This window comes from Hyphomonas adhaerens MHS-3 (genome assembly GCF_000685235.1).
GTDB lineage: Bacteria > Pseudomonadota > Alphaproteobacteria > Caulobacterales > Hyphomonadaceae > Hyphomonas > Hyphomonas adhaerens.
In genome coordinates this window covers 1,887,767-1,908,679 of the sequence record NZ_ARYH01000001.1, presented here as the reverse complement: position 1 = coordinate 1,908,679, position 20,913 = coordinate 1,887,767, and the positions used below count along the sequence as shown (strand labels likewise).

General features: G+C 65.5%; 26 protein-coding genes. 4 read left to right on the top strand and 22 right to left on the bottom strand.

From position 1 onward, the window contains the following. Positions 1-5: 5 nt before the first annotated feature. Entirely contained in the window at positions 6-581 is a 576-nt protein-coding gene (locus HAD_RS09410) for a flavodoxin family protein (RefSeq protein ID WP_035570689.1), read from the bottom strand. 142 nt (positions 582-723) lie between these two features. On the opposite strand from HAD_RS09410, the gene HAD_RS09405 reads away from it, so the two are divergent. Both HAD_RS09405 and HAD_RS09400 read left to right on the top strand, forming a co-directional pair. Next, complete coding sequence (locus HAD_RS09405; RefSeq protein ID WP_206741249.1) at positions 724-1,080, top strand: winged helix-turn-helix transcriptional regulator; 357 nt, start codon at positions 724-726, stop codon at positions 1,078-1,080. A 146-nt stretch (positions 1,081-1,226) separates the two neighbouring features. Further along, on the top strand, positions 1,227-3,299 hold the full coding sequence (locus HAD_RS09400) for a [FeFe] hydrogenase, group A (protein WP_035570686.1): 2,073 nt from the start codon (positions 1,227-1,229) through the stop codon (positions 3,297-3,299). 12 nt (positions 3,300-3,311) lie between these two features. Here the strand turns inward: HAD_RS09400 and HAD_RS09395 are convergent, their stop codons facing one another. From HAD_RS09395 to HAD_RS09295, 21 genes are all read right to left on the bottom strand, one after another. Further along, complete coding sequence (locus HAD_RS09395; protein ID WP_035570683.1) at positions 3,312-3,929, bottom strand: tetratricopeptide repeat protein; 618 nt, start codon at positions 3,927-3,929, stop codon at positions 3,312-3,314. Next, positions 3,926-5,353, bottom strand: coding sequence for an ATP-binding protein (locus HAD_RS09390; protein WP_035570682.1), 1,428 nt, complete (start codon positions 5,351-5,353; stop codon positions 3,926-3,928). The genes HAD_RS09395 and HAD_RS09390 overlap by 4 nt, the downstream gene beginning before the upstream one ends. 25 nt (positions 5,354-5,378) lie before the next feature. Next, positions 5,379-6,062, bottom strand: a complete 684-nt coding sequence (locus tag HAD_RS09385; protein ID WP_035570680.1) for a response regulator transcription factor — start codon at positions 6,060-6,062, stop codon at positions 5,379-5,381. A gap of 34 nt (positions 6,063-6,096) precedes the next feature. After that, positions 6,097-6,411 (bottom strand): PepSY domain-containing protein, encoded by a 315-nt coding sequence (locus HAD_RS09380; RefSeq protein ID WP_035570679.1) that lies wholly within the window; start codon positions 6,409-6,411, stop codon positions 6,097-6,099. Positions 6,412-6,466: 55 nt separating this feature from the next. Further along, entirely contained in the window at positions 6,467-7,291 is an 825-nt protein-coding gene (locus HAD_RS18385) for a helix-turn-helix transcriptional regulator (protein ID WP_084331856.1), read from the bottom strand. 36 nt (positions 7,292-7,327) lie between these two features. Further along, the gene (locus HAD_RS09370; RefSeq protein ID WP_035572013.1) at positions 7,328-8,215 is read right to left on the bottom strand and encodes a DnaJ C-terminal domain-containing protein; all 888 of its coding nucleotides are present in this window, start codon (positions 8,213-8,215) and stop codon (positions 7,328-7,330) included. A 41-nt stretch (positions 8,216-8,256) separates the two neighbouring features. Continuing rightward, on the bottom strand, positions 8,257-11,874 hold the full coding sequence (locus tag HAD_RS09365; RefSeq protein ID WP_051596078.1) for a baseplate multidomain protein megatron: 3,618 nt from the start codon (positions 11,872-11,874) through the stop codon (positions 8,257-8,259). Between the two features lie 3 nt (positions 11,875-11,877). After that, positions 11,878-12,309: an NlpC/P60 family protein gene (locus HAD_RS09360; protein WP_035570678.1), complete on the bottom strand. Its 432-nt coding sequence runs from the start codon at positions 12,307-12,309 to the stop codon at positions 11,878-11,880. Next, positions 12,306-12,953, bottom strand: coding sequence for a DUF2163 domain-containing protein (locus HAD_RS09355; protein ID WP_051596077.1), 648 nt, complete (start codon positions 12,951-12,953; stop codon positions 12,306-12,308). The genes HAD_RS09360 and HAD_RS09355 overlap by 4 nt, the downstream gene beginning before the upstream one ends. Positions 12,954-12,956: 3 nt before the next feature. Beyond that, positions 12,957-13,568, bottom strand: a complete 612-nt coding sequence (locus HAD_RS09350) for a phage distal tail protein, Rcc01695 family (protein ID WP_035572006.1) — start codon at positions 13,566-13,568, stop codon at positions 12,957-12,959. Between the two features lie 2 nt (positions 13,569-13,570). Next, a complete protein-coding gene (locus HAD_RS09345) occupies positions 13,571-13,936 on the bottom strand; it encodes a phage tail tape measure C-terminal domain-containing protein (RefSeq protein ID WP_051596076.1) in 366 nt (121 codons plus the stop codon). 73 nt (positions 13,937-14,009) lie between these two features. Continuing rightward, the gene (locus tag HAD_RS09340) at positions 14,010-14,231 is read right to left on the bottom strand and encodes a phage tail assembly chaperone (protein WP_035570677.1); all 222 of its coding nucleotides are present in this window, start codon (positions 14,229-14,231) and stop codon (positions 14,010-14,012) included. Beyond that, a complete protein-coding gene (locus HAD_RS09335) occupies positions 14,231-14,524 on the bottom strand; it encodes a GTA-gp10 family protein (protein WP_035570676.1) in 294 nt (97 codons plus the stop codon). The genes HAD_RS09340 and HAD_RS09335 overlap by 1 nt, the downstream gene beginning before the upstream one ends. Continuing rightward, positions 14,521-14,934 carry a phage major tail protein, TP901-1 family gene (locus tag HAD_RS09330; protein ID WP_035570675.1) on the bottom strand — a complete coding sequence of 138 codons (414 nt, stop codon included), beginning with the start codon at positions 14,932-14,934 and terminating at the stop codon, positions 14,521-14,523. Before HAD_RS09330 ends, HAD_RS09335 begins: the two co-directional genes overlap by 4 nt. After that, positions 14,934-15,350 (bottom strand): DUF3168 domain-containing protein, encoded by a 417-nt coding sequence (locus HAD_RS09325; RefSeq protein WP_035570672.1) that lies wholly within the window; start codon positions 15,348-15,350, stop codon positions 14,934-14,936. Before HAD_RS09325 ends, HAD_RS09330 begins: the two co-directional genes overlap by 1 nt. Beyond that, positions 15,347-15,892: a head-tail connector protein gene (locus HAD_RS09320; RefSeq protein ID WP_035570670.1), complete on the bottom strand. Its 546-nt coding sequence runs from the start codon at positions 15,890-15,892 to the stop codon at positions 15,347-15,349. Before HAD_RS09320 ends, HAD_RS09325 begins: the two co-directional genes overlap by 4 nt. A gap of 57 nt (positions 15,893-15,949) precedes the next feature. Continuing rightward, the gene (locus HAD_RS09315) at positions 15,950-16,153 is read right to left on the bottom strand and encodes a hypothetical protein (protein ID WP_035570668.1); all 204 of its coding nucleotides are present in this window, start codon (positions 16,151-16,153) and stop codon (positions 15,950-15,952) included. 96 nt (positions 16,154-16,249) lie between these two features. Then, positions 16,250-17,425, bottom strand: coding sequence for a phage major capsid protein (locus tag HAD_RS09310; protein WP_035570667.1), 1,176 nt, complete (start codon positions 17,423-17,425; stop codon positions 16,250-16,252). Between the two features lie 125 nt (positions 17,426-17,550). Then, positions 17,551-17,952, bottom strand: coding sequence for an HK97 family phage prohead protease (locus HAD_RS09305; RefSeq protein WP_035570666.1), 402 nt, complete (start codon positions 17,950-17,952; stop codon positions 17,551-17,553). Beyond that, positions 17,945-18,175 (bottom strand): hypothetical protein, encoded by a 231-nt coding sequence (locus HAD_RS09300; RefSeq protein ID WP_035570665.1) that lies wholly within the window; start codon positions 18,173-18,175, stop codon positions 17,945-17,947. Before HAD_RS09300 ends, HAD_RS09305 begins: the two co-directional genes overlap by 8 nt. Next, entirely contained in the window at positions 18,175-19,239 is a 1,065-nt protein-coding gene (locus HAD_RS09295; RefSeq protein ID WP_206741248.1) for a phage portal protein, read from the bottom strand. The genes HAD_RS09300 and HAD_RS09295 overlap by 1 nt, the downstream gene beginning before the upstream one ends. A gap of 280 nt (positions 19,240-19,519) precedes the next feature. Here HAD_RS09295 and HAD_RS09290 point away from each other — a divergent pair, with 280 nt between their 5' ends. Both HAD_RS09290 and HAD_RS09285 read left to right on the top strand, forming a co-directional pair. Beyond that, positions 19,520-20,404 carry a ParA family protein gene (locus HAD_RS09290; protein ID WP_051596075.1) on the top strand — a complete coding sequence of 295 codons (885 nt, stop codon included), beginning with the start codon at positions 19,520-19,522 and terminating at the stop codon, positions 20,402-20,404. Next, positions 20,401-20,913: a hypothetical protein gene (locus HAD_RS09285; RefSeq protein WP_035570663.1), complete on the top strand. Its 513-nt coding sequence runs from the start codon at positions 20,401-20,403 to the stop codon at positions 20,911-20,913. The genes HAD_RS09290 and HAD_RS09285 overlap by 4 nt, the downstream gene beginning before the upstream one ends.

The following is a 20,913-nucleotide window of genomic DNA, read 5'->3' as shown; positions in this document are numbered from 1 at the left end:
ATGGCTTATTGTGCCCAGCGTTTCGCGGCTTCCGCCACCCGCACACCGTATTGGCGGGCCGTTTCGAGATCGCCCTTGCCCGGCGCTTCTTCGGGCGAAGCATCCGACGGGGAAATGGCCATCGCGCCCGAGAATCCACCGGTCCAGTTCACATCGTCCGGCCCGTGGGCCTTGGTGTTCGCCGGCAGGAGGCCGGTCCCGACCCAGACCTGCCCGTGCTGTTGCGACAGGGTGAAGAAATAGTCGAGCGTCGCCTTCTTGTCGCCGTTCACAGAGGCGGAGTTGGTGAAGCCGCCGGCGATCTTGTCTTTCCATTCCTGCGTAAACCAGGGCTTGGACGTGGCATCGGCGAACTTTTTGAACTGCCAGGCCGGGCCGCCCATATAGGTCGGGCTGCCATAGATGATGGCGTCATATCCGGCCAGCGCTTCGAATTCGCCTTCGCCGAGGTCGCCTTCTTCATTGATCCGGAACAGTTTTACGTCGGCGCCCTCCACCGAGCTGGCCCCGGCGTGCACGGCTTCCGCCTGTTTCTGAGTGTGGCCGTAGCCGCTGAAATACACGATTGCGATCTTTGTCATGTGTCCTACTCCGCTATGTGTTTCGTGGGGCCCTTCATAGCGCCCGACCTGGCCCATATAGGTCAGCGGTTCCCTTGAAAAAGTAGGTTCCAAATAGTAACTAAAGGGCCAGGCAGACTTTTTCTCAGCTCACAGGTGCCCCATGACCAGAACAACGAAACCGCAGAACGAAAATCACACGGCCTGCCCAATGGATTCCCTGCTGAAACTGCTGATGGGGCCGTGGACGACTTATATCCTGTGGCTGCTGCGCTCTCAGGGGCCGCAACGCTACGGTGAGCTGAAAGCCGGCATGCCCGGCATTTCCTCCAAAGTGCTGACCGAGCGGCTGCGCATGCTGGAAGGCGCTGGCCTCATCCACCGGGACTACAAGCCGACCGTGCCGCCGGCCGTCACCTATTCGCTCACCCCGCGCGGGGCTGAGCTGAAGGACGTTCTGGAAGGCCTCAACGATCTCGCCCAGCGCTGGCACGCGGAAGACATGCGGGTGGAGGCGTAACCTGCACGAAAGCCCTGCCGGCCGGGACAAGCGGCCCGGCAAAACGGCACGGCCTCTGATGCGTCGTTGAGTTGTGGCTGTCTAATTCGGCACCACGCGCCTATACTCGCCGATATGACATCTGCGACATTTGAGGCCTTCTTCGAATGATCGAACTGACGATCAACGGACGTCCTGTCGAACTGTCCGAAGGCGCGACGCTGCTCGATGCCGCCCGGAAAGCGGGCATCCATGTTCCGACACTTTGCCACTATCCGGGCCTGCCATCTCATTCGGTCTGCCGGATGTGCCTGGTCGAGGTTGAAGGCGAGAAAAAACCGCAACCGGCCTGCACCACGCTGGCGAAACAGGGCGACGTGGTCGAAACGGATTCGGAGTCGCTCCGGGCGTTCCGCCGCAGCAATGGGGAATGGTTGCTGGCGCGGCACCCGAACGACTGCATGCGCTGTGAAGTCAACGGCACATGCAGGCTGCAGCGCCTTGTCGCCGAGAACCAGTGGGAGGAACACTGGGAGGAAGTCCCGCCGGGGTCTCGCGACCACCCCGAACATGTCTCGTCTGACCACACATCGCCCAGCATCTGGCGGGATCTTTCCAAATGCATCGAGTGCGGCCTGTGTGCCGAAGCATGCGGTGAAGCAGGCCAGCAGCAATACGTGATCGGATTTGCGGAACGCGGCGATGAACGGCTGCCTGTCACCGTGTTCGACGCGCCCCTGTCTGAAACCAATTGCATTTCCTGCGGCCAGTGTACGCTTGTCTGTCCGGTCGGCGCCCTGATCGAAGCGCCTCACTGGCACGATGTCCTGAATGTCCTCGATTCCCGCAAACGGGTCTCCGTGGTCCAGGTGGCACCGGCCACGCGCATCGCCATCAGCGAGGAATTCGGCATGAAGCCCGGAACCGTCAGCACCGGCAGGCTGATCAATGCGCTGAGGGCGCTGGGGTTCGATTATGTGTTCGACACCAACTTCACGGCCGACCTCACCATCATGGAGGAAGGGTCGGAATTACTGGCCCGTCTCGAAGCCGGGACAAGGCTGCCTTTGTTCACATCCTGCTGCCCGGGATGGGTGAACTGGATTGAACTCAACCGGCCCGACCTGCTGGCGCATCTGAGCACGACGAAATCCCCCCAGCAGATGCACGGCGCCATGACCAAGCGAGGTAATTTCGCGCGCTCGCTGGGACCTGAGTTCTCAGACGGAAAGGCCGAGCCGTACGTCGTCAGCGTCATGCCGTGCACGGCCAAAAAGGATGAGGCCCGAAGGCCGGGCATGTCAGGTGACGTGGATCATGTTCTGACCACCCGTGAACTCGCCCGGATGATCCGGTCCCGCGACATCGCGTTTGGCGCGCTGGATGAAGATGGCAGCTTCGACAACCCGCTCGGCGAAAGCACCGGCGCCGCCCAGATCTTCGGGGCCTCTGGCGGCGTCATGGAAGCCATGGTGCGGACAGCCGCTCACCTCAAAGGCCTGGAAGACCAGATTCCGCTGGAGTGGCAGCAATTGCGGGGCGTACATGATGCGGTGAAGACGGCATCCATTCCCGGCGTGGGAACCGTTGCCGTGTGCAATGGCATTGCCGCCGCCCAGCGCATGCTGGAGTCGGATGACTGGCGCACGGAATTTGTCGCGATTGAGGTGATGGCTTGTTCGGGTGGCTGCCTCGGTGGCGGCGGCGAACCGAAATCCATGGACCCGGACGTCCTGAAGAAGCGCAGCAAAGCGATTTACGACATGGACGCCAGAGCGCCGCGCCGGCGCTCCTACGAAAACACGGATGTCCGGAAGCTCTACGAAACTCAGTTGCATAAGCCGAACTCAGCGGCGGCTCACCACTTGCTGCATACGCACTATTCAGGGAGAGGCTCCAAGCGATCAATGCTGATGCGCTTTCTCGACTATGTCGACCGGCGGGAGGCCGGGGAAGCCGCAAGCCTGTTCCATCCGGACGGGATCTGGTCCACCGCATCCCCTTTCGGAGACATTCAGGGTGCAGAGAACATCGAATCGTTCATACGCACGCAACTGCCCCCACGCGAATACGCGGCCCGCTATCTGCGCCACCAGATGGCGTCTGCCGCCGACAATGAGGATCTCACCGTCGTGACACCTGACGGCCAGCGCTGCCGGTTCACTCTGGAATTGTGTCCGGCCAATGATGGCCGCCGTTCCTCGACGCTCATAAAAACGCTGCAGCGGCAGGTTCTGTAAAGCGGGACTGACCTATTCCGACGGGGCAGCCTCTGGCGCGGGCGGGGCTTCTTCCCCCTGCCCGATGGCTGCGATCATGCCCTTGAAGCGTTCGCGGCGCGGATCGTCTTCGGGGAGATTGTTATAGATATAACGCATGGCCTGTTCGGCCTTGTCCTGGTCGCCTGCCTGTGCGGCGCCCATGGCGGCCCACATCCCGGCGCGCACTTGCGACTGGTCGAGTTCGTAGGCGCGGCCATACAGCCGCGTTGCCTGCGGGCTGACTCCGCCGCCGGACAGAGCCACCAGCGTGTCGGCCAGCGACACCAGCGCCGGGACGAAATTTTCATCCCGCCGCAGCGCAGACTGATACGCCCGCGCGGCATCTTCCGGGCGGCCCTCGGCGCGCAGCATCTCGCCAATGAAGAAATGCGGCTGCGGGTCGTTCGGGCGCTGCCGGGTTGCGAGTTCGAGGCGCGACAGCGTTTCGGCCGGCGTCAGCGTTTCCGGCGCATTGGCGATCTTGTCGGCAAGCCCCGCCTGGCGCTCTGCCATGGGATTGTCCGGCATGCCGGGCTTTCCCACCGCCAGATAGCCCGCCACGGCGATGGCGAGGCAGAGTCCGGCGACGGCAATATTCAGGCGGTTCATCGTTTCGGAAACCTCAGGCGTGCGCGGAGGCCCCCGGCCGGGGCCTCATCCAGTTCAAGCACGCCCTTATGCAGCTCTGCCAGCTCGGTGACAATCGACAGACCCAGCCCGGTGCCCGGGGTTGTTTCATCAAGTCGCACCCCGCGCTTGAGCGCACCTTCGCGTTCTTCCGCTGTCAGGCCCGGCCCGTCATCATCGACTTCGATGCGCAGCTCGCTGGCATCGTCCGAAACGCTGACCTGCACATCGGCCTTCGCCCATTTGCAGGCATTTTCCATGAGATTGCCGACCATCTCTTCCAGGTCCTGTTGTTCCCCGCGGAACACCGCCCCGTCGCCGCCGAACACCGTCACGTCTATGCCCTTGGCATCGTAGAGCCGGTTCATCAGCCGGGCGATGCCATCCAGGACGGGCCGCAGCTCGGTGCGGGCGCCCAGCGCCTCCGCACGGGCCGCCATTCGGGCGCGCTTCAGGTAGTGCTCCACATTGGTCTGCATGGAATCGACCTGGCGGCGCACGACATCGTCCAGTTGCGTCTTGCCCGTCGCCTCGTTGCGCAGCACCGCAATCGGCGTCTTCAGCGCGTGGGCGAGATTGCCGACATGCGTCCGCGCCCGCTCCACCACCTGCCGGTTGTGATCCACCAGCTTGTTCAGCTCTTCCGTCAGCGGCTGCACTTCGGACGGGTAGTCGTCGGCCAGTTTCAGGCGCGTGCCTTCCCGGATCTCGGCAATGTCGTTCCCCAGTTTCACCAGCGGGCGCAGGGAATAACGGATGCCTGCCACCATGGCCGCGAAGACGCTACCAAAGAGCACGACCATCGTACCGATCAGCAGGTTGCGGAACCGGGTCGCCGCCGCATCGTTCTGCGCCCTGTCCGCCGCCGCGACCAGCACAAGCGGCGTCTCCCGGTTCTCGACAAAAATGGCCTTGGCCGCAGCGAAAATTCTCTGGCCGGCAGGCCCCGGACCAATGCCAAATTGCGTCGTGCCCGGCGTGCCGAGCGCGCGCTTCAGCAGGCGCGGCGACATCGGGACCGGTTCATCCCAAAGGCTGCGTGAGCGCAGGTCGCCGGTTGGCGCACCGTCTTCGTCGACCGCAACGATCGCCCAGTAACGCCCGGAATACTGGGTCTGATAGCGGGAATCGGTCGACAGGAAGACGTGATTGTCGTCCGTCACCCGGCCATCGGGCAGGAACGCCCCTTCGCGCGTCATGTCACGTGTCAGGGTAATCAGGGTCTGGTCGAGATCGTCGGACAGCAGGGACAATGTCTGCGCCCGGTACAAGGCCGACAAGGCAAGGGCGCCACCAATCAGGACGATCAGGCCCCAGACGGCTGCGGCCAGAATGATCCGCCGGGCCAGCGACAAGCGTGTCCAGCGGTCAAGGAATGTAACAGGTTTGGTGTCGGCTTCGCTCATACCCGGCATTCAGCGCGGGCCGGCATCAGCCGGCCATGCGCGCTTCGTTCTCCGGCACGACCAGACGATAGCCGAGACCGCGTTCGGTCTGGATCCGCTCCTGTCCGATCTTCCGGCGCAGACGCCCGATGAAAACCTCGATCGTATTCGAATCGCGGTCGAAGTCCTGATCGTAGATATGTTCCACCAGCTCCGTACGCGGAACAACCCGGCCCTGATGATGCATCAGGTAGGACAGGACGCGATATTCATGGGCGGTCAGCTTCACCGGCTCGCCATTGACCATGGCCCGCGCGGCGCGGGTGTCGACCATCAGCTTGCCCGCTTCCAGCGTCGCCGCAGAGTGCCCGGCCGCACGGCGCAGCAAGGCACGCAGACGCGCCAGCAGCTCTTCGGTGATGAATGGCTTGGTCAGGTAATCGTCGGCCCCGGCATCGAAGCCGGCCACTTTCTCGCTCCACGAATCGCGCGCGGTCAGAATCAGGACCGGGAAGGATTTGCCATCCGCGCGCCACTTCTTCAGCACGCTCACCCCGTCCATCTTGGGCAGGCCAAGGTCCAGGATCACGGCGTCATACGGTTCGGTATCACCCAGGAAGTGGCCATCCTCGCCGTCGGCGGCCAGGTCCACGGCATAACCGGACTGGCCCAGCACGTCGGCCAATTGGCGGCGCAGGTCAGAATCGTCTTCAACAACCAGGATACGCATGGTTCAGCTACTCCCTGAAAAGGTTAATGTCGGCTCAGCCACCACGGCGGTCAAGGATCGCGCCGGTTTGCGCGTCGACCACGAAATGCATCTTGCGGCCATTCTTCGTCATCCAATCGATCTCGTAGACCGCTTTGCCGTTGCCCCGGTCATACAAGTCGGCGCCCAGCTGGTAGCCGCCATATTGCCGCTTCAGATTGTTGAAAATCTGGCTGAGCGGCACGGTACGCCCCTGATTGCGCGAATCGCGCGCCTGTCCGGGCGAAAACTGGTTCATCCAGTCCTGCGCCGACGCTGCGGGCGCAACGACGAGGCCGAGAGCCAGAAAAAGGGCGGCAATCCGTTTCATACCATGTCGTATAAGGCGACAGCGCTGAATGTTAAGTGAACGATACCACTTTGAATCATTCAGCATCTTTCGGCCCGTCATAATCGGGCTGGCGGGTCCGGATTGCCTCTTCAATCTGCGGTTCAGAGGCGATGACGAGGCCACGGGTGATGCCTTTGATCACGGCGGATGTGCGGTCTGATACTTTCAGCTTCAGAAAGATCCGCCGCGCATAGGTGTCGACCGTCTCCTGCGACAGCTCCAGGTTTCGCGCGATGGAGGCATTGCTCTTTCCCTGTGCCATCAGGCGCAGCACATCCAGTTCCCGGCTGGACAGGCGCGGCAGCGGATCGGCATCAACGACCAGCAGCTCGCAATAGCGGAGATACGAGGTCTGTGCCGCTATCTGCAGGATTTCCATATCCGCTGTTTCGAAACCGTCCGGGCTTTTCGGACCGCCGATTCCCACAAATCCGACTCGGGCGGCAGACCCGTAGGCCGGAATCCCGATCCCGTCCGCCATGCCCCACTTCTCCAGGGATTTGATGTAGGCGGCATCCGAGGGCTGCACCAACACGTCTTCCGGCAGTTTACCCCAGCGAAACGCCCGGCCGATTCGCAGGGCGATGCAGGGCAACGGATCCGTCCCCTTCGGCGCCGCTCGATAAGCCGTTTCCCATTCCGCCGGAAAACCGAGATTGAACATGGCCTGGCCCATTGTCTGGTCCAGTACAACCGGGGAGAGATAATAGGCTTTTGTGAATCCAAGTGCATTGAACGCTGCCATGCTGCGCGCGCTGAGGTCCAGCACAGACTCCGCTCTCAGTATCTCACGCAACAGATCCAGCATTTTCACCTCTCCAGCGGAGGTCGCTTTGTCGGTCCAGGCCGGCTCCATCATGATATTCGTGCAGGCGTCAGTCTACCCAGTTGGACTTCACGACTTCTCAGCCCATTTACGTAGACCCTCGTCCTTTGGATTATCGAGAACGATCTCCAGCCGGACGTAAAGGTCCCCCGGCGGCGACGTTTTCACGCCTTTTCCCTTCAGCCGCAGCTGTGCGCCGGTGTTGGAACCAGCGGGCACTTTCAGCGTGACATGTCCGGACGGCGTCTTCACTTCCACGCTGCCACCCAGAACGGCTTCCTTCAGGCCGATCGGCAGCTTCATGCGCAAATCCTTGCCGTCGCGTTCCCAGACTTTCGACGGGCGAACCTCGATTTCGAGCAGCGCATCGCCAGGCGGGCCGCCATAGGGCGACTGCTGGCCCTGGCTTTTAAGACGCAGCGTCTGACCGGTATCGATGCCGGCGGGAATGTTGACGTCCAGCGCCCGGCCGTCGGCCATGGTCATGCGGCGGCGGGCGCCCAGAACGGCATCTTCAAAGTCGACCTGCACGCGATAACGGACATCCCGGCCCTTTTGCGGCCCCGGGCCACCCCGGCGGGACCGGCCACCGCCGAACATGCCGGAGAGAATGTCTTCAAAGGGGTCGCCCTGCGCGCCTTCGAACGGGCTTTGGCCGGACGTGCTTTGCCAGCGGAACCCGCCTCCACCAGGATGAGCGCCGGGATGCGCCCCGCCGGCAAATCCCGTCGGGTTTCCATCGCCGTCGATCTCGCCGCGGTCGAATTTGGCTTTCTTTTCCTTGTCGCCAAGGATTTCGTAGGCCGCCGAGACGCGCTTGAACTCGTCTGCCTTCTTCGGATCATCCTTGTGCTGGTCCGGGTGGAGGGCTTTCGCCTTGGCCCGGTACGCCTTCTTGATCTCGGCCTCCGTCGCCGAGCGCGGAACGCCGAGCACGATATAGGGGTCGATGGCCAAGTGAGTCGGATCCTTCTGGTAAATCATTTTCTGCCATACAGTTAAGGTGTCCCGAGGGGGATTGAAACCCACCTGCCCATGCGGCCATCTGCGCCGATTTCAGTTACGCGCGCTGCAACGGCACCTGACGGGATCACCGCTGACGGCGAATCGACGACCGCCTCGTCGCCAAAACCCGCGCCTGTATCGAATTGAACGGCGAACCGTCCTGTGTTCGCGCCCTCCGGCAAGGCCCAGCTCTCCGGCAGGTCTGGCCCGCGGCGCACCCAGCTGAGCAGCGTGCCCGACGCGCTCAGATGGCTGACCGGCCAGGGGCGCCCGCCTTCATCGGCAAAGGCGAGAGACAGCGACGCCTCATCCCCGGCCGTTCGCCAATCCAGTTCCACACCGATTTCTGAGGGCGACAGCTCCGCCAGCACATCCGATCCATCCAGTAACAGGACCCGCGCCCCCGCAACGGCCGGGGCGCTGACGCTGCCCCGCTCGGCCCGAAGCAGGTCAGACAACGCCCACCGGTCCGGTCCGACGAGTTCGGCTGTCGCGAACTGAAGACGTTCCCAGCCCTCCACGGTTTCCAGCAACAGCGCATTCCCGCCGGACAGGACCTGGGATTGCGGCAGGCTGGCAAAGGCGCCCGCCGTTTCCACAAGGAGCGTATTGGCCCGGTCCCACCGGCCGCACGGACCGGGCGGCATGTCTTCAGTCAGGAAGCCGGTCACCGCAGGCCGGGACAGCACGGCCCGCGCCGTCATCGCCCCGGCGTCCAGACCGGCAAGCACCTGCACCTCTCCCGGCCATGGATCGGCCCATGCGGCGATACGAAGGCCCGCACTCTCCCCGGCCGCCCGCGGCCCGTCGATCAGCACCAGATCCACACCGCCGGAAACCGACGCCGGATCGGGGACTGCGCCGCTGCCGACGGAACGAACGCGGTTCGCTGCGGGCAGGTCTTCCCTCAGCGAGAGAATGCGTTCCGCGCCGCGGTCCACGACTTCGTCGATGCGCCACATCGCAGCGCCGCCCAGCTGCACCGCATCGCCCGGCTCAATCGCGAGACCGGACAGCGGCAGCGTAACCTCCGCCGTTTCCCCACTTGTGAGGCGGGCCAGCAGCCGCCCGGCGATATCTTCGGCTTCAAGTGAAGACACAAGCAGCGGCACGCTCGCATCGGTCACCAGCCGCACATCGCCGCCTGACCGGCGCGCCTCCACCAGAGCCGGACCGAACGCCTCACCTCCGTCGATATATTGCAGGCGTACGCGGCCGGGGGCCTTGTCCAGCAGGTGCCGCGTCGCGACGAAACCGGCCTCCCCGATCCGTCCACTGTCGATCTCGTGAACAGACCCGTCGCCTTCCATCCGGAACACGATTGCCCCGTTCCGCTCCACCGCCTCAATGCCGAAGGCCAGTTTCAGCGGCTCCAGCGCCCCGCGCACACTGTAGACGCCCTCCAGCGCAAAGCCCTGCACCACCCCATCGAGCGCCCCTGTCTCCACGGTCTCCACGCCGCCGCGCACACAGATGTCCCGCACCACATCGCCAAGTGCCGCGAGGCCCGCACGCCCGTTCAGCCAGTGCCCGCGGGCCCAGTTAGCTCCGTCGCCCCACACATCGTCCCGCAGGGGCCAGGCCGGGAACGGGCGCCCGTCCCACGCCCAGACCATGGCCGCCTCCACCAGCAGGCTCGCCTCCCAATGCGCCAGCGTTACCGCCAGCGCCTGACGCTGGAACACATCATCCCGAGTGCCGGTGGAATATGGCGGCAGAGCGCTCTCGGTGCTCTTGGGATCATAGAACAGGTTCGGTGCATTGCCGCCCTTGTCCACCGCGCCAAAGCCGATCTCACTCAGACGAACGGGCTTCGACCAGGGCACCCAGCCCGTCGGCGCCCCTGCCTGCACACCGCCGGGGCGTGGATAATGCAGATTGCCGGCCCAGCCCGCCAGATCCTTCGCGCGGAACACCCAATGCTCGCCATGGGCCGTGTCATTGATCGGTGTACGCACCTGCGCGTCCCGGTCCGCCTGGCTGGCATAGTACCAGTCATAGGCTTCGCCGCCGCTGATCTGGAAGGTGAGATAGTCCGGATCATCCGGCCCTTCATACCCGGCCAGCGCGTCGAAATGCTCTGTCCCGTTGCGCCAGTCGCCCATGGGCGGATACCAGTCGATCCCGACGAAATCGACATCCGGGCTGGCCCACAAATCATCCAGCGGGAACAGGACATCGCCGCTGCCATCGCCGGGCACATAGGCGCCATACTCCGTCCAGTCCGCGGCATACGACACCTTCGCCCCCGGCAGGATGGCCTTCACTTCGGCAGCCAGAGAGACCAGCGCCTCGACGAAGGGAAACGCCCCCGTCTCATCCCGTATACGTGTCAGGCCCACCATCTCACTGCCGATCAGGAACGCCTCCACGCCCCCCGCCGCCGCGCAGAGGGTCGCATAGTGCAGGATGAACCGCCGGAAGCCCGCCGCCCCATTCACGAAGGCGTCGATCTCGCTGCGCGCCGCTGCCGTGCCATCCGCGCTGACACCGATCCGCCCGCGCCAGGGAAAGCCCTCGCTGTCCATGAACAGGAAGGGCGAGAACGTCACAGCGATGCCGCGTGCGGTCATTTCCGCAATCGCCTGCGTCACGCAGCCATCAGACGGCGTGCCGCCATAATTCGGCCGGTCGTCTTCATCGCGCGAGACGACATAAGCCTCCGCCCGGTCGATCCCCGCAACACTCCAGCCCTGCGGCACCGTCACCCGTTCCCGTGTCTCCACACCCGGATGGATCTGGCAGGCTCCCGCCGCCACATCCGTGCCGAACCAGCCGACCGTCAACGCCGCCCGGTTCACACGCGGCAGGTCCGCCTCCAGCTGGTCCAGCGAGACGAGGAAGTCCGCCCGCGCCTCACCGGAATTTGCATTCAGCGCCCGCTCCTGCCCGCGGCGCACCCGCTCGCGCACAATCTCTGTTGCATAGACAAATTCGCCGGACGCCGGGATGACGTTCACCCCGGTGACAGACGCGTCCAGCCCGGGCGTGTCACTGCCCGGCGGCACACGGACGATCTCGAAACTCAGCTGCGGGATACGGTTGCCGAAATCGTCCAGCGGCAAATCCTCGAACACAATATAGGCTGTGCCGCGATAGGCCGGGGCGGCGCCTTCGATCATCTCGATCAGCGGATCGGGCGCCTGCGTCTCGTCCCCGCGATACAGGCGGTGCGTCACCTGCGACAGGTCGAACGCCTTGCCATTCGCCCAGGCCCGCTGCAGCGCCAGCACAGGTCCCTCGCCCAACGCCACCGCGAGGCTCACCGTATAGTCATAGGTGGTCACGCGTGGGCCGCCCTTGCTGCCGCTGGACTGCGTCGTGCGATGCTCCCGGAAGCGCGACGCCCAGATCACCTGCCCGGCCACCCGCATGCGCCCATAGACCGAGGGAATGCCAACGCCTTCGCGCGATTCCATCACCGGCAATGTCTTCACGCGCGGCCCGTCCACCGGCGGAGCCAGCCGCGCATCAATCAGGCTGCCTGCCAATGCCCCCGCTGCCCGGCCGATCGCGGCGCCCGCGACCTGCGTTCCAAGGAATTTCAATCCCTGCGGCAACAATTGCCACCCCAGCGCCGCCCCGGCCTGAGACAATACGATCTGCGCCATGCCTTAGTCCTCCAGTCCCGGAAAGCGGAACGCCGCCACCACCCGCCGTTGCCACCACGGCACCAGCCGCGTCTCTACCGCCGACCGCCCCCAATAGGCATGCACCAGCGTGCCTTCGCCGGTCGCGATGCCGCAATGCTTCGCCGGAACGCCTGCCGCCATGCGGAACAGCAGCACATCGCCCGCCCCGGCCGCCCCGGCCGGTATTTCGGTCAGGTGCCGCCGCGCCGCTTCCAGCAATGTCTCTTCGCCGAGCGCTTCGGCCCAGTCGGGCGAATAGGCGGGCGCGGCTTCCGGCTCTGGCCCCACCAGTTCCCGCCACACCCCGCGCACAAGGCCGAGGCAATCACAGCCTGCGCCCTTCAGACTTGCCTGGTGCCGGTAAGGCGTGCCGATCCAGCCGCGCGCGGCGGCCACCACTTCTGATCGTGTCATCGCTTGCCCCCATTATTGCCCGTCGCCGCCGGGCCTTCCAGCACAAACTCCGCGCCCGGAAGGTGTGGGAAGCCCCGGAAGTTCTCCTCATTGCCGAACACGTCCCGGCAGGTCGCGAACCGCTGGTCGCAGGCCAGCCCCGGAAAGCCACCCGTATCCACGCCGCAGCGCGCATCCCCCAGCACCGCATCGCAGGCGCGCGCATAGACACGCCCCACGGGCCGCTCCAGATCCGCCTTGAGGGACACCAGTTCCGCCTCGAACCCGCCGGGGCCCCGCGTTACCTCGCTGAGGCGCCCGCTCCAGACCTGCACGAACAGGTCCGGCCGCTCCCAGTCGACGCGCAGTACGTCCACGCGCGCGCCATCCCACAGACCCTCGGCAAGATCCGCCTCGGTGATCGCCTCATCGGCCAGCACGCCGCCTGCTGCGGCCTGCCCCGGCTGCAGCCCGGCGCTCTGCGTGAAGCTGCCTGCGCTGAGGGCCCCGCCCGGTGAATAGGTCACCCCGTCCACAAGCAGCGCCCGGTCATGCTCCGTCGCGGCCAGCACGAAACCGTCCACCCGCGTCAGCCGCCAGCACAGGCAGGTCGTCGTCGCGCCACTCGCCAGCCGGGCGGCAAATTCACTCTCGATCAGACGCATGCCTCACCCCACCAGTTCAATCAGCGGGATGCTCAGCACACGGCCCGCCCCGAAGGCTTCAAGGTTCACGTCCAGCCTGTCCGCATCGAACCGCACCGGGCAGTCGAACCGATAGCCCGCCGTCACCACGGCGCCCGCTGCCGGGGCTGTTCCCAGCGTGACCATCCCGGTTGCCGCATCGGCGCTCGCAGATACCGGGGCACCGTCCACCGCAACCACAACACTGCCCGCAACTGGCTTCAGGATTCGCCGGGCATAACCGCCATAGGCCTTCACCAATTGGAACGTGTCCGTCACACCGTCGCCCGTACCGATCACCTGATCGGTGGCACTCACCGCGGCGCCGGGCGCGCAGCTCCGTTCGTCCAGCGCATCGCGGAAGCGGAAGCCGGAGAGCCGCCCGCCCCGCGCCTCGAAGAAGGCGACCACGGCCTGCAGCGTGTCCAGCCGCGTGACCGCGCTGCCCACATCCCAGCGGCGGCGGCTACCTGCCCACAGCGCATTGCGCGCCTCCGCCCCGCTGGCCAGTGTGACGACTTCCGTCTTCCGCTCAGGCCCGCCGCTTGCGGCCAGCGCCAGCGGCACGGGGAAGCTCACCTCATGAAAATTGTTCAGGCTCACAGGAACCGCCCTCCCTGGCTAACCATCCGCGCCAGCACGGCACCGATGGCATTGCGCCCGGCGACAGCGGACTGTTCCGTCCCCTGCGCAAAGTTCATGTTGACGTTCAGCGCGGAGGAAGACGGCCCGCCATTGAACACGGCTTCAGCGGCCACCCGCGCGATGTCTCGCAGGATGGCATCGGCCATGCGCTGAAAGTCCAGCTCGCCGCTGCGCGCCGCCTGCGCCAGCGTCGCCTCAATCCGCTCGCCCGCCTGCCCGAACGCTGCCTCCAGCGCATTCGCCGCCTCCACCCCCGGCCCATCCGCCAGCGCCTGCAGCGCATCGGCCGCCGAGGCGAGATCATTTTCGAAATTGTTCACGTCTTTCTCCCCTGATTGTCAGTGTCATCCCGGAAAGCCCGCACACATGCTTCGACTTCGCTCAGCATGAGCGCTACGAGAGTGCGGACTCATCCTGAGCGAAGTCGAAGGATGAAGCGCCACGCACCTCCCCATCCGGAAACGCCCCCATCAGCGCCGCGAGCTGCCCCCGGCTCATCGCCTCGCTGCGCTCACCCGCCATCCAGCGCCACTCGCGCAGGGACAGGCGCCAGAACGCGTTCGGCGTGATCCCGGCCGACAGTGCCGCGCGCAGCATGTCCCTCCACGGAAGCATTACGCCGCCAGCCCCAGCCGGAACGCCTCCGCCACCGCCCGCGCCGCCGCGCCGGGGGACACATCCGCACTTCCGAGGCGCGCGGCAGCCTCGTCTTCTCCGCCGCCCCGCAAAAGCGCCGCCAGCACAAGCGTCAGGTCTGCGGCGGACAGACTGCGCAGCCGCGCGTCCAGCTCGCTCATCCGCTTGCAGCCAAAGGCGGCCTCGATTTCCGCCAGCGCCCCCAGCGTCAGGCACAGCCGCCGCTCGCCGCCGCCGATCATCAGGCAAGTCTCTCCCCGCGCCGCGTTCATGGCATCGCCTCGAAGCTGACCAGGCCGGCACTTTCCAGCGTGACGGAGAATTCCGCCTCGCCGTCATACTCGCCGCTCCAGCTGAGTTCACTCACCTGAAACGCGCCAGCCAGCGTGCCGAAATCCGGCAGGATGAACTGCCAGTCCGGCGCCTCGCCCGCGAAGAAGACGGCCCGCATGCGCGCATCGCTGGCCGCGTCCTTGAACACACCCCGGCCTGTGACTTTCGCCGTCTTCGCGCCCGCCCCGGCCAGCAATTCACGCCAGGCCTCCGGACTGTCGGCGCTGGTCGCGTCCACCAGGGCAGCCGACAGCTGGATCCGGCTCGCGCGGATACCCGCCAGCGTGACGTAACCGCCGCCCCCGTCTGAAATCTTCAGCAGGATGTCCCTGCCTTTCTGCCCCGCCATCAGGCTGCCTCCTCTGTAATGATCCGTATCCGCACCACACCGCGAAAGGCGCGCTTGTCCGCCGTGCGCATGGCATCGGCGAAGATCACCTGCGACAGCACCACATGCTGGCCCTCTACCGCCCAGTCCGCCCGCTCCACAGCCGCGCGCAGGGCCGAGAGACATTCCTTCGCGCCGCGCACGCCATAGTCGCGGGAGTAGCAGGCCAGCGTTATGCGATGCTCCAGCCCGTCCACAAGGCTCGCCCCGGCAGGGCTCGTCTCGTGCCGGTCGATCAGCGCATAGGGATAGAGCGGTTCCTCGCTTTCCGCGTCGAGCACGCGGGCGGGCGTTCCGAATACGGACTTCACATCCGCGTCACGGCGCAGCAGCGCCATCAGCGCGGCCTGCACAGCCTCTTCCGCCCGCCCGTTCACAGCCGCACCTCAGTGCGGGTGTTCAATATCGCCGCGACGTCTTCCGGCAGGTCTGCGCCCTCGCCGCGCTGGTAGGCGACCAGCACCAGCCGCTTCAGCGCGTGCACCAGATCCTCCGGCACATCCGCCGCCGCGCCATAGCCTGCAACGAACGTCACCTCCACGCGCCCGCCGAGCGGAATGCCCGGCAGCGGCACGAAGGGCTTCAGCATCAGCCGCCCGCCCTCCAGCACGAAGCGCGTGGTAACCGTCTCCGCAGTGCCCTCGGCGTCCACGATCTCTACGGCCACCAGCGCGCTTCCCGGCGCGGGCAAAAGGCACAGACCGCCCCGACGCACCCCCGCCGGCCAGCACGTCCAGCTGCGCTTCAGCGTCCGCGTCACCAGCGCGAGGCCGCCCGCCGTCTCCAGCCGTACCTCCGCCGCCGGGATCAGCGCCGCGACCAGCGCGTCCTCCCCGTCATGCCCGATGCGGAGATAGTCTTTCGCCACGCTAAGAGACAAAGCCGCCTCCGCTGGCGGTGTGATCACCGTCAGTGTCATTTTGAATTTCCTTGGAAAAAGTGCCGGTCCCGCGTCAGGCGGGACCGGGGATTGGGATCAGACCAGCGTTCCCAGTTTCTCGACGACTGCCGAGCCGATGGGCAGGCCGATGCTGCGGATCAGTTCGTCGTCGATTTCGGTCTCGGTCGAATTGATCAGGGTCGCGACGGCTTCGGCCACTTTCGTGGTGAACTCGTCCTGCTGCGCCTTGGTCAGCAGCGCGGCCTGGCGGATGATGGAGACGATGACAGATTCAAACATGCTTAGTTCCTTTCCAATGTGAATGAGAGCGTGCCCGCACAAGCAAGGCACAGGGCGCCCGAGCGCAGCGAGGAGCCGCGCCCGAGCAAACAAAAATCAGAACACCATGACCTTCGCGGCATCGAAGTTCTGCACGCCGCCGCCGACGCGTTTGGTCGTGTAGAAGAGGACGTAGGGCTTGGCGCTGAATGGGTCGCGGAGGACGCGGGCGCCCTGCCGGTCGGCGATCAGGTAGAAGCGGCGGAAATCTCCGAAGGCGATGGCCGCATTGCCGCTGCCGATGTCCGGCATGTCTTCGACTTCCGTCACCGGATAGCCGAGGATCGTGGCCGGGTCCCCGCCGGTGCCCGGTTGCCACAGATAGCGCCCGTCGCCGTCCTTCAGTTTACGGACGGCTGACACCGTGCGCCGGTTCATCACGAACCGGCCATTGGCGCGGAACTGGCTTTTCGGCGTGTAGATCAGATCGATCAGCTGGTCGGCGGCATTGGCAGCACCAAAATCCCCCGCGACCGAGCCGACCTTGCCCCAGACATGGCTCGCCTCGGCGACAATCTCATAATCGAGAAAGCCCTTCGGCTTGTTCGTGCCATCACCCGTCACGAAGGCCGCCGATTCCTGCGCGGCAAAGGCATTCTCCACCTCATCGGCCAGCCAGGCGTCGATGTCGGCGTAGGAATCCTCCAGCAGGGCCTGCGTCGCCGCGGGCATGGCGTAGAGTTCCCCCGCGGGAAATTCCAGCAAGGCGAGGCCGGAATGCGTGGTCTCGGTCCGCGCGCCTTCCTCGGCCACCCAGCTTGCTGCCGCGCCGAGGCTGACTGGCTTACGATAGGTGCCGGCAGAGGTCTGCCGCACGGTCGCAATCTGGCGCATCGGGCTTGCCGCCAGGAGGCGGGCCTCAATCAATCGGTCCAGTTCCGGCGGGGCAACATAGCCGCCCTGCGCATCTGTGCCCGTGTTCAGGGCCTTCACGTCCAGTTTTGCGAGGCCGCTGTCGTCGCCCTGGCGCAGGTAACGCCCCCAGGCTTCGGTGCGGGCATCCGGCTCCGCCGCCGGGGCCGCGCCCGCCTCCGGCCGCGCCATCTTGAGGCTCAGCGCCTCCAGACGCCGGTCAATCCGGGACAGGCGCTCATCCGTCAGCGGATCGCTTGCCCCTTTCGATTCAATCTCGGCCAGCCGCGCATCGTTCGCCTCGCGAAAGGCCTCGAACGCCGCCATCAGGTCGGCCTCTGCCGCCTTGTTGCCGCCTGCCATCTTGGTTTCCTTGGTCATTGCCACTCCTTTTGAAATCCTGTCTTCACGCTTCATCCTTCGACTTCGCTCAGGATGAGTTCCTTTCACGCCGCACCTCCGAAGCGCTCATGCTGAGCGAAGTCGAAGCACGCGCGCGGGCTTGCTCAAGCCGCCTCCGCGCCCACCACACCAAACCGTGCCCGTGCCTGCATCGGCGCCTGCACCAGCGACACTTCCACGAGATCCACTTCGATCAGCTCCCGCCCGCCACCGGGCAGCGGCTTCCACAGGCGCGGCCGGAACCCGATGGACAGGCCGCTGAGGCCACCGCGCACCAGCTGTTGCACACCCGGCTTTTCGATCAGCCCACGCATGAACAGGCCGCGTCCGTCTTCGGTGATCCGCGTCCAGCGCCCGGCCAGCGCGCCCTGCCGATGCTGCAACAGCATCGGCAGGGCGGCCCCGGACCGGAGCGCGTGCGCGAACGCCCCCGCGCGCACCACGTCTCCCGACTGGTCCGGTATTCCGAACAGGGCGGCATAGCCTTCGATCAACAGATCACTCATCGCGCGCCTCCATGCGGCGTTCGATCCGGTTCAGCTGGCCGCTCACGGATTCCAGCTGCGCCTCGACCCGCACCAGCCGTTCGGAGACCATCTTGCGGTCATCCAGTTCCGTCTCCACGGCGCGGATGCGTTCGGCGGCAGAGCCTGCCCAGACGAGCGCGCCGCCGGTCTGCACGAGGATGGCGATGACGAGGCTGAGCGTGACTTTCTTTTCGATCTCCATCAGCCGAGCCCCGCCAGTTTGCGCTTCTCATCCGGCGTCGCGAAGGAGGCCGCTTCCAGCCGCGCCCACAGCGCCTCGCGCTCGGCGGACAGCGCCGGCACGCGGTCGAGATCGCAGCGCACGTCCACGTCCCCGCCCAGCGGCTCGTCCAGCCATACCGACAAGGACGCTGCCATCTTTTCGGCCAGCGGCAGCACGGTCATCCGCCAGAAGGCAAGATTGGCTTCCTTGTAGTTCGCATACGTATTGTCTCCCGGAATGCCCAGCAGTTGCGGGGGCACGCCCAGCGCCAGCGCAATCTCCCGCGCGGCACTGTTGCGGGCCTCCAGGAAATCCATGTCCGCGGGCGAAAGCGACATGGGCCGCCAGTCGAGCCCGCCTTCCAGCAGCAGCGGCCGCCCGGCATTCGCCGCGCCGGAGTAAAGTGCATCGAGATCCTGCTTCAGCCGGTCGAACTGTTCGGGCGGCATACGGCCATGGCCGGACCAGATCAGCGCGCCGGAGGGCTTGGCCGAATTGTCGATCAGGGATTTGGCCCAGTCGGCGGAGGCATTGTGCAGGTCCAGCGCGCGGCGGGCCGGGGCCAGCGCCGGCAGGCCGAGTATGTCGTCTTCCGGGTGGAACAGTTTCAGGTGCAGCACCGCCTCGCGCGGCAGCAGGCGTTCGCCCTTGCGTTCCCGCACCGCCCAACGCTCGGCCCAGCCCCGGCCGTCTGTGATGGGGCGCACACGGCCCGGCTGCAGGGCGTAGAGCGCGTCGATGCCCGGCTCCTCGCCGTCTTCCCCGCCCGGCAGGGTCACCGCCTCGATGAAGGCATTCCCGTGCAATTGCAGCTGAGTGTAGACGCCCTCCAGGAAGGCCGGGCCGGCCATTTCCGGCGCCGGTTTGCGGATCAGGCGGGCGGCTTCCTCATGCGCCGTGGCCAGCGGAACGGAGGCCGCGGCCTCGGCCACCATGCGGACACAGCGATACGCCACGGCGTTGCGCAGATAGCCATCCCGGGTCAGCGCGCCGCCGTCCCGGCCGCCCCAATTCGGGCCTCCTGGATCGGTGAGCGCCACCATGGGTGGAGCCGATTTCGACTCATGCCTGTTTTTTCCCGGGATCCAGTTCCACGCCATGCCGCCGCAATCGCCTCCGTCGTTTGATGGCGTGAAGTTAAGGCGCGGCCCTCCCCGGAGGATTGGGATTTAAAATACTCAATAAATACAAAGCAAAGCATGCTTATCCCTGCGGGACAGGCGCTGCTATTTCCCACAGGCCTGCGACGTTCAGGCGTAGCCACGGGGGTGCAAATCTGCTTTGTCGGTAGCTTCCGTTTCAAGGGGTTGAGGAGCTGCTAGAATGTCGGCACGCGTGATTTCCATTGCCAATTCCAAGGGGGGCGTGGGCAAGACCACAACCACCGTCAGCCTGGCAGAAGCCTTTGCAGCCGAAGGGCGCCGCGTGCTGGTCGTCGACCTGGATACACAGGCCAATGCTTCCCTGCTGGTCTTCGGCAATGAAGGGGACGAACACCTGTTCCAGGCGATCAGCGACTATGCCACGATCTCCGACTGGCTGCTGGAAAATTTCGAGGCGAACGAGCAGAAGCGGCTGGAAGAATACATCGTCACCGATGCCTCCGACGTCACCGCGAATGGCAAGCCGCTGCCGCTGGACCTGATCCCCTCCAGCCCGCGCCTGCGCAAGACCGAGAAAGAGCTGATCTATCACCTCACCGAGCAGGGCTATTCCATGGAAGCCCTGGAGAACCAGGTCGGCCGGCGCCTGCGCGACGACTTCAACCTGCTCAAAGCGAAGTATGACGTCATCCTGTGCGACTGCCCGCCCGGCATCTCGACCATGACCGAATCCGTGCTGGCCGCCAGCCACCTCGTGATCGTGCCGACCATTCCGGACTTCATGTCCACGCTCGGGCTCGACCTCTTCACCGGCGACGTGATGGAGGGCCTGCGCGACCGCGACGTGAAGAGACTCCCCATGGTGCTGGCGACCCGGTATGACAATTCTCCACACCAGCAGGTCGTGCTGAATGCCATGCGCGAAGCGGCGGCGGCCCAGGAAGCCGAGTTCACCATGTTCAAGACCGTCATCCCGATGAAATCAGGCTTTGCCACCAACCCGATCGAACTTGGCCCCGATCCGACGATCGAGGCGAAATGGTCCGGTGGCGCGCTGCCGGTCATCAAGGACCTGCTGGCTGAAGTGAAGGCGGCGCTGGCATGAGCGGCGACGCACACAAGGCTGGCGCCGAGGCGCTGACAGCCCTCCTGAACCAGGCCTTCAGCGCGCTGGGCGAAAAGGAATACGCCGCCGCGGCCGGCCTGCTGACCAAGAAGCTGATGATCTCCGCCGGGCAAACCGTGGAGGTCATGCGGGCCCTGCGGGACGCCGTCGGCAAGGACATTTTCGAGGCGCAGCTGAAATCGCTGACCGCGCACCAGGCCCGGCTGCTGGCCCGCCGCCTCGACAAGAGCGTGCCGGACATCGAGGTCTCCACCGCAGGAGCCGCCTGCGCCTGGATCCGCGACCTGATGGACGGCAAGACGCCGGACGCTACCGCGCCAGCCCCGGCAGAAACCCCGGCTGCCGAGGCCCCGGTGGAAGAGCCTGCTGCGGAAACGCCCGCAGACACCGACGCCGATACCGACACCCCGGCCGAGCCCGAAGCGCCGAAAAAGCCCGCCTCCTCCGGCTCCTATTTCGGCCGCAAGAGCTTCCGCACCGGGAACTAG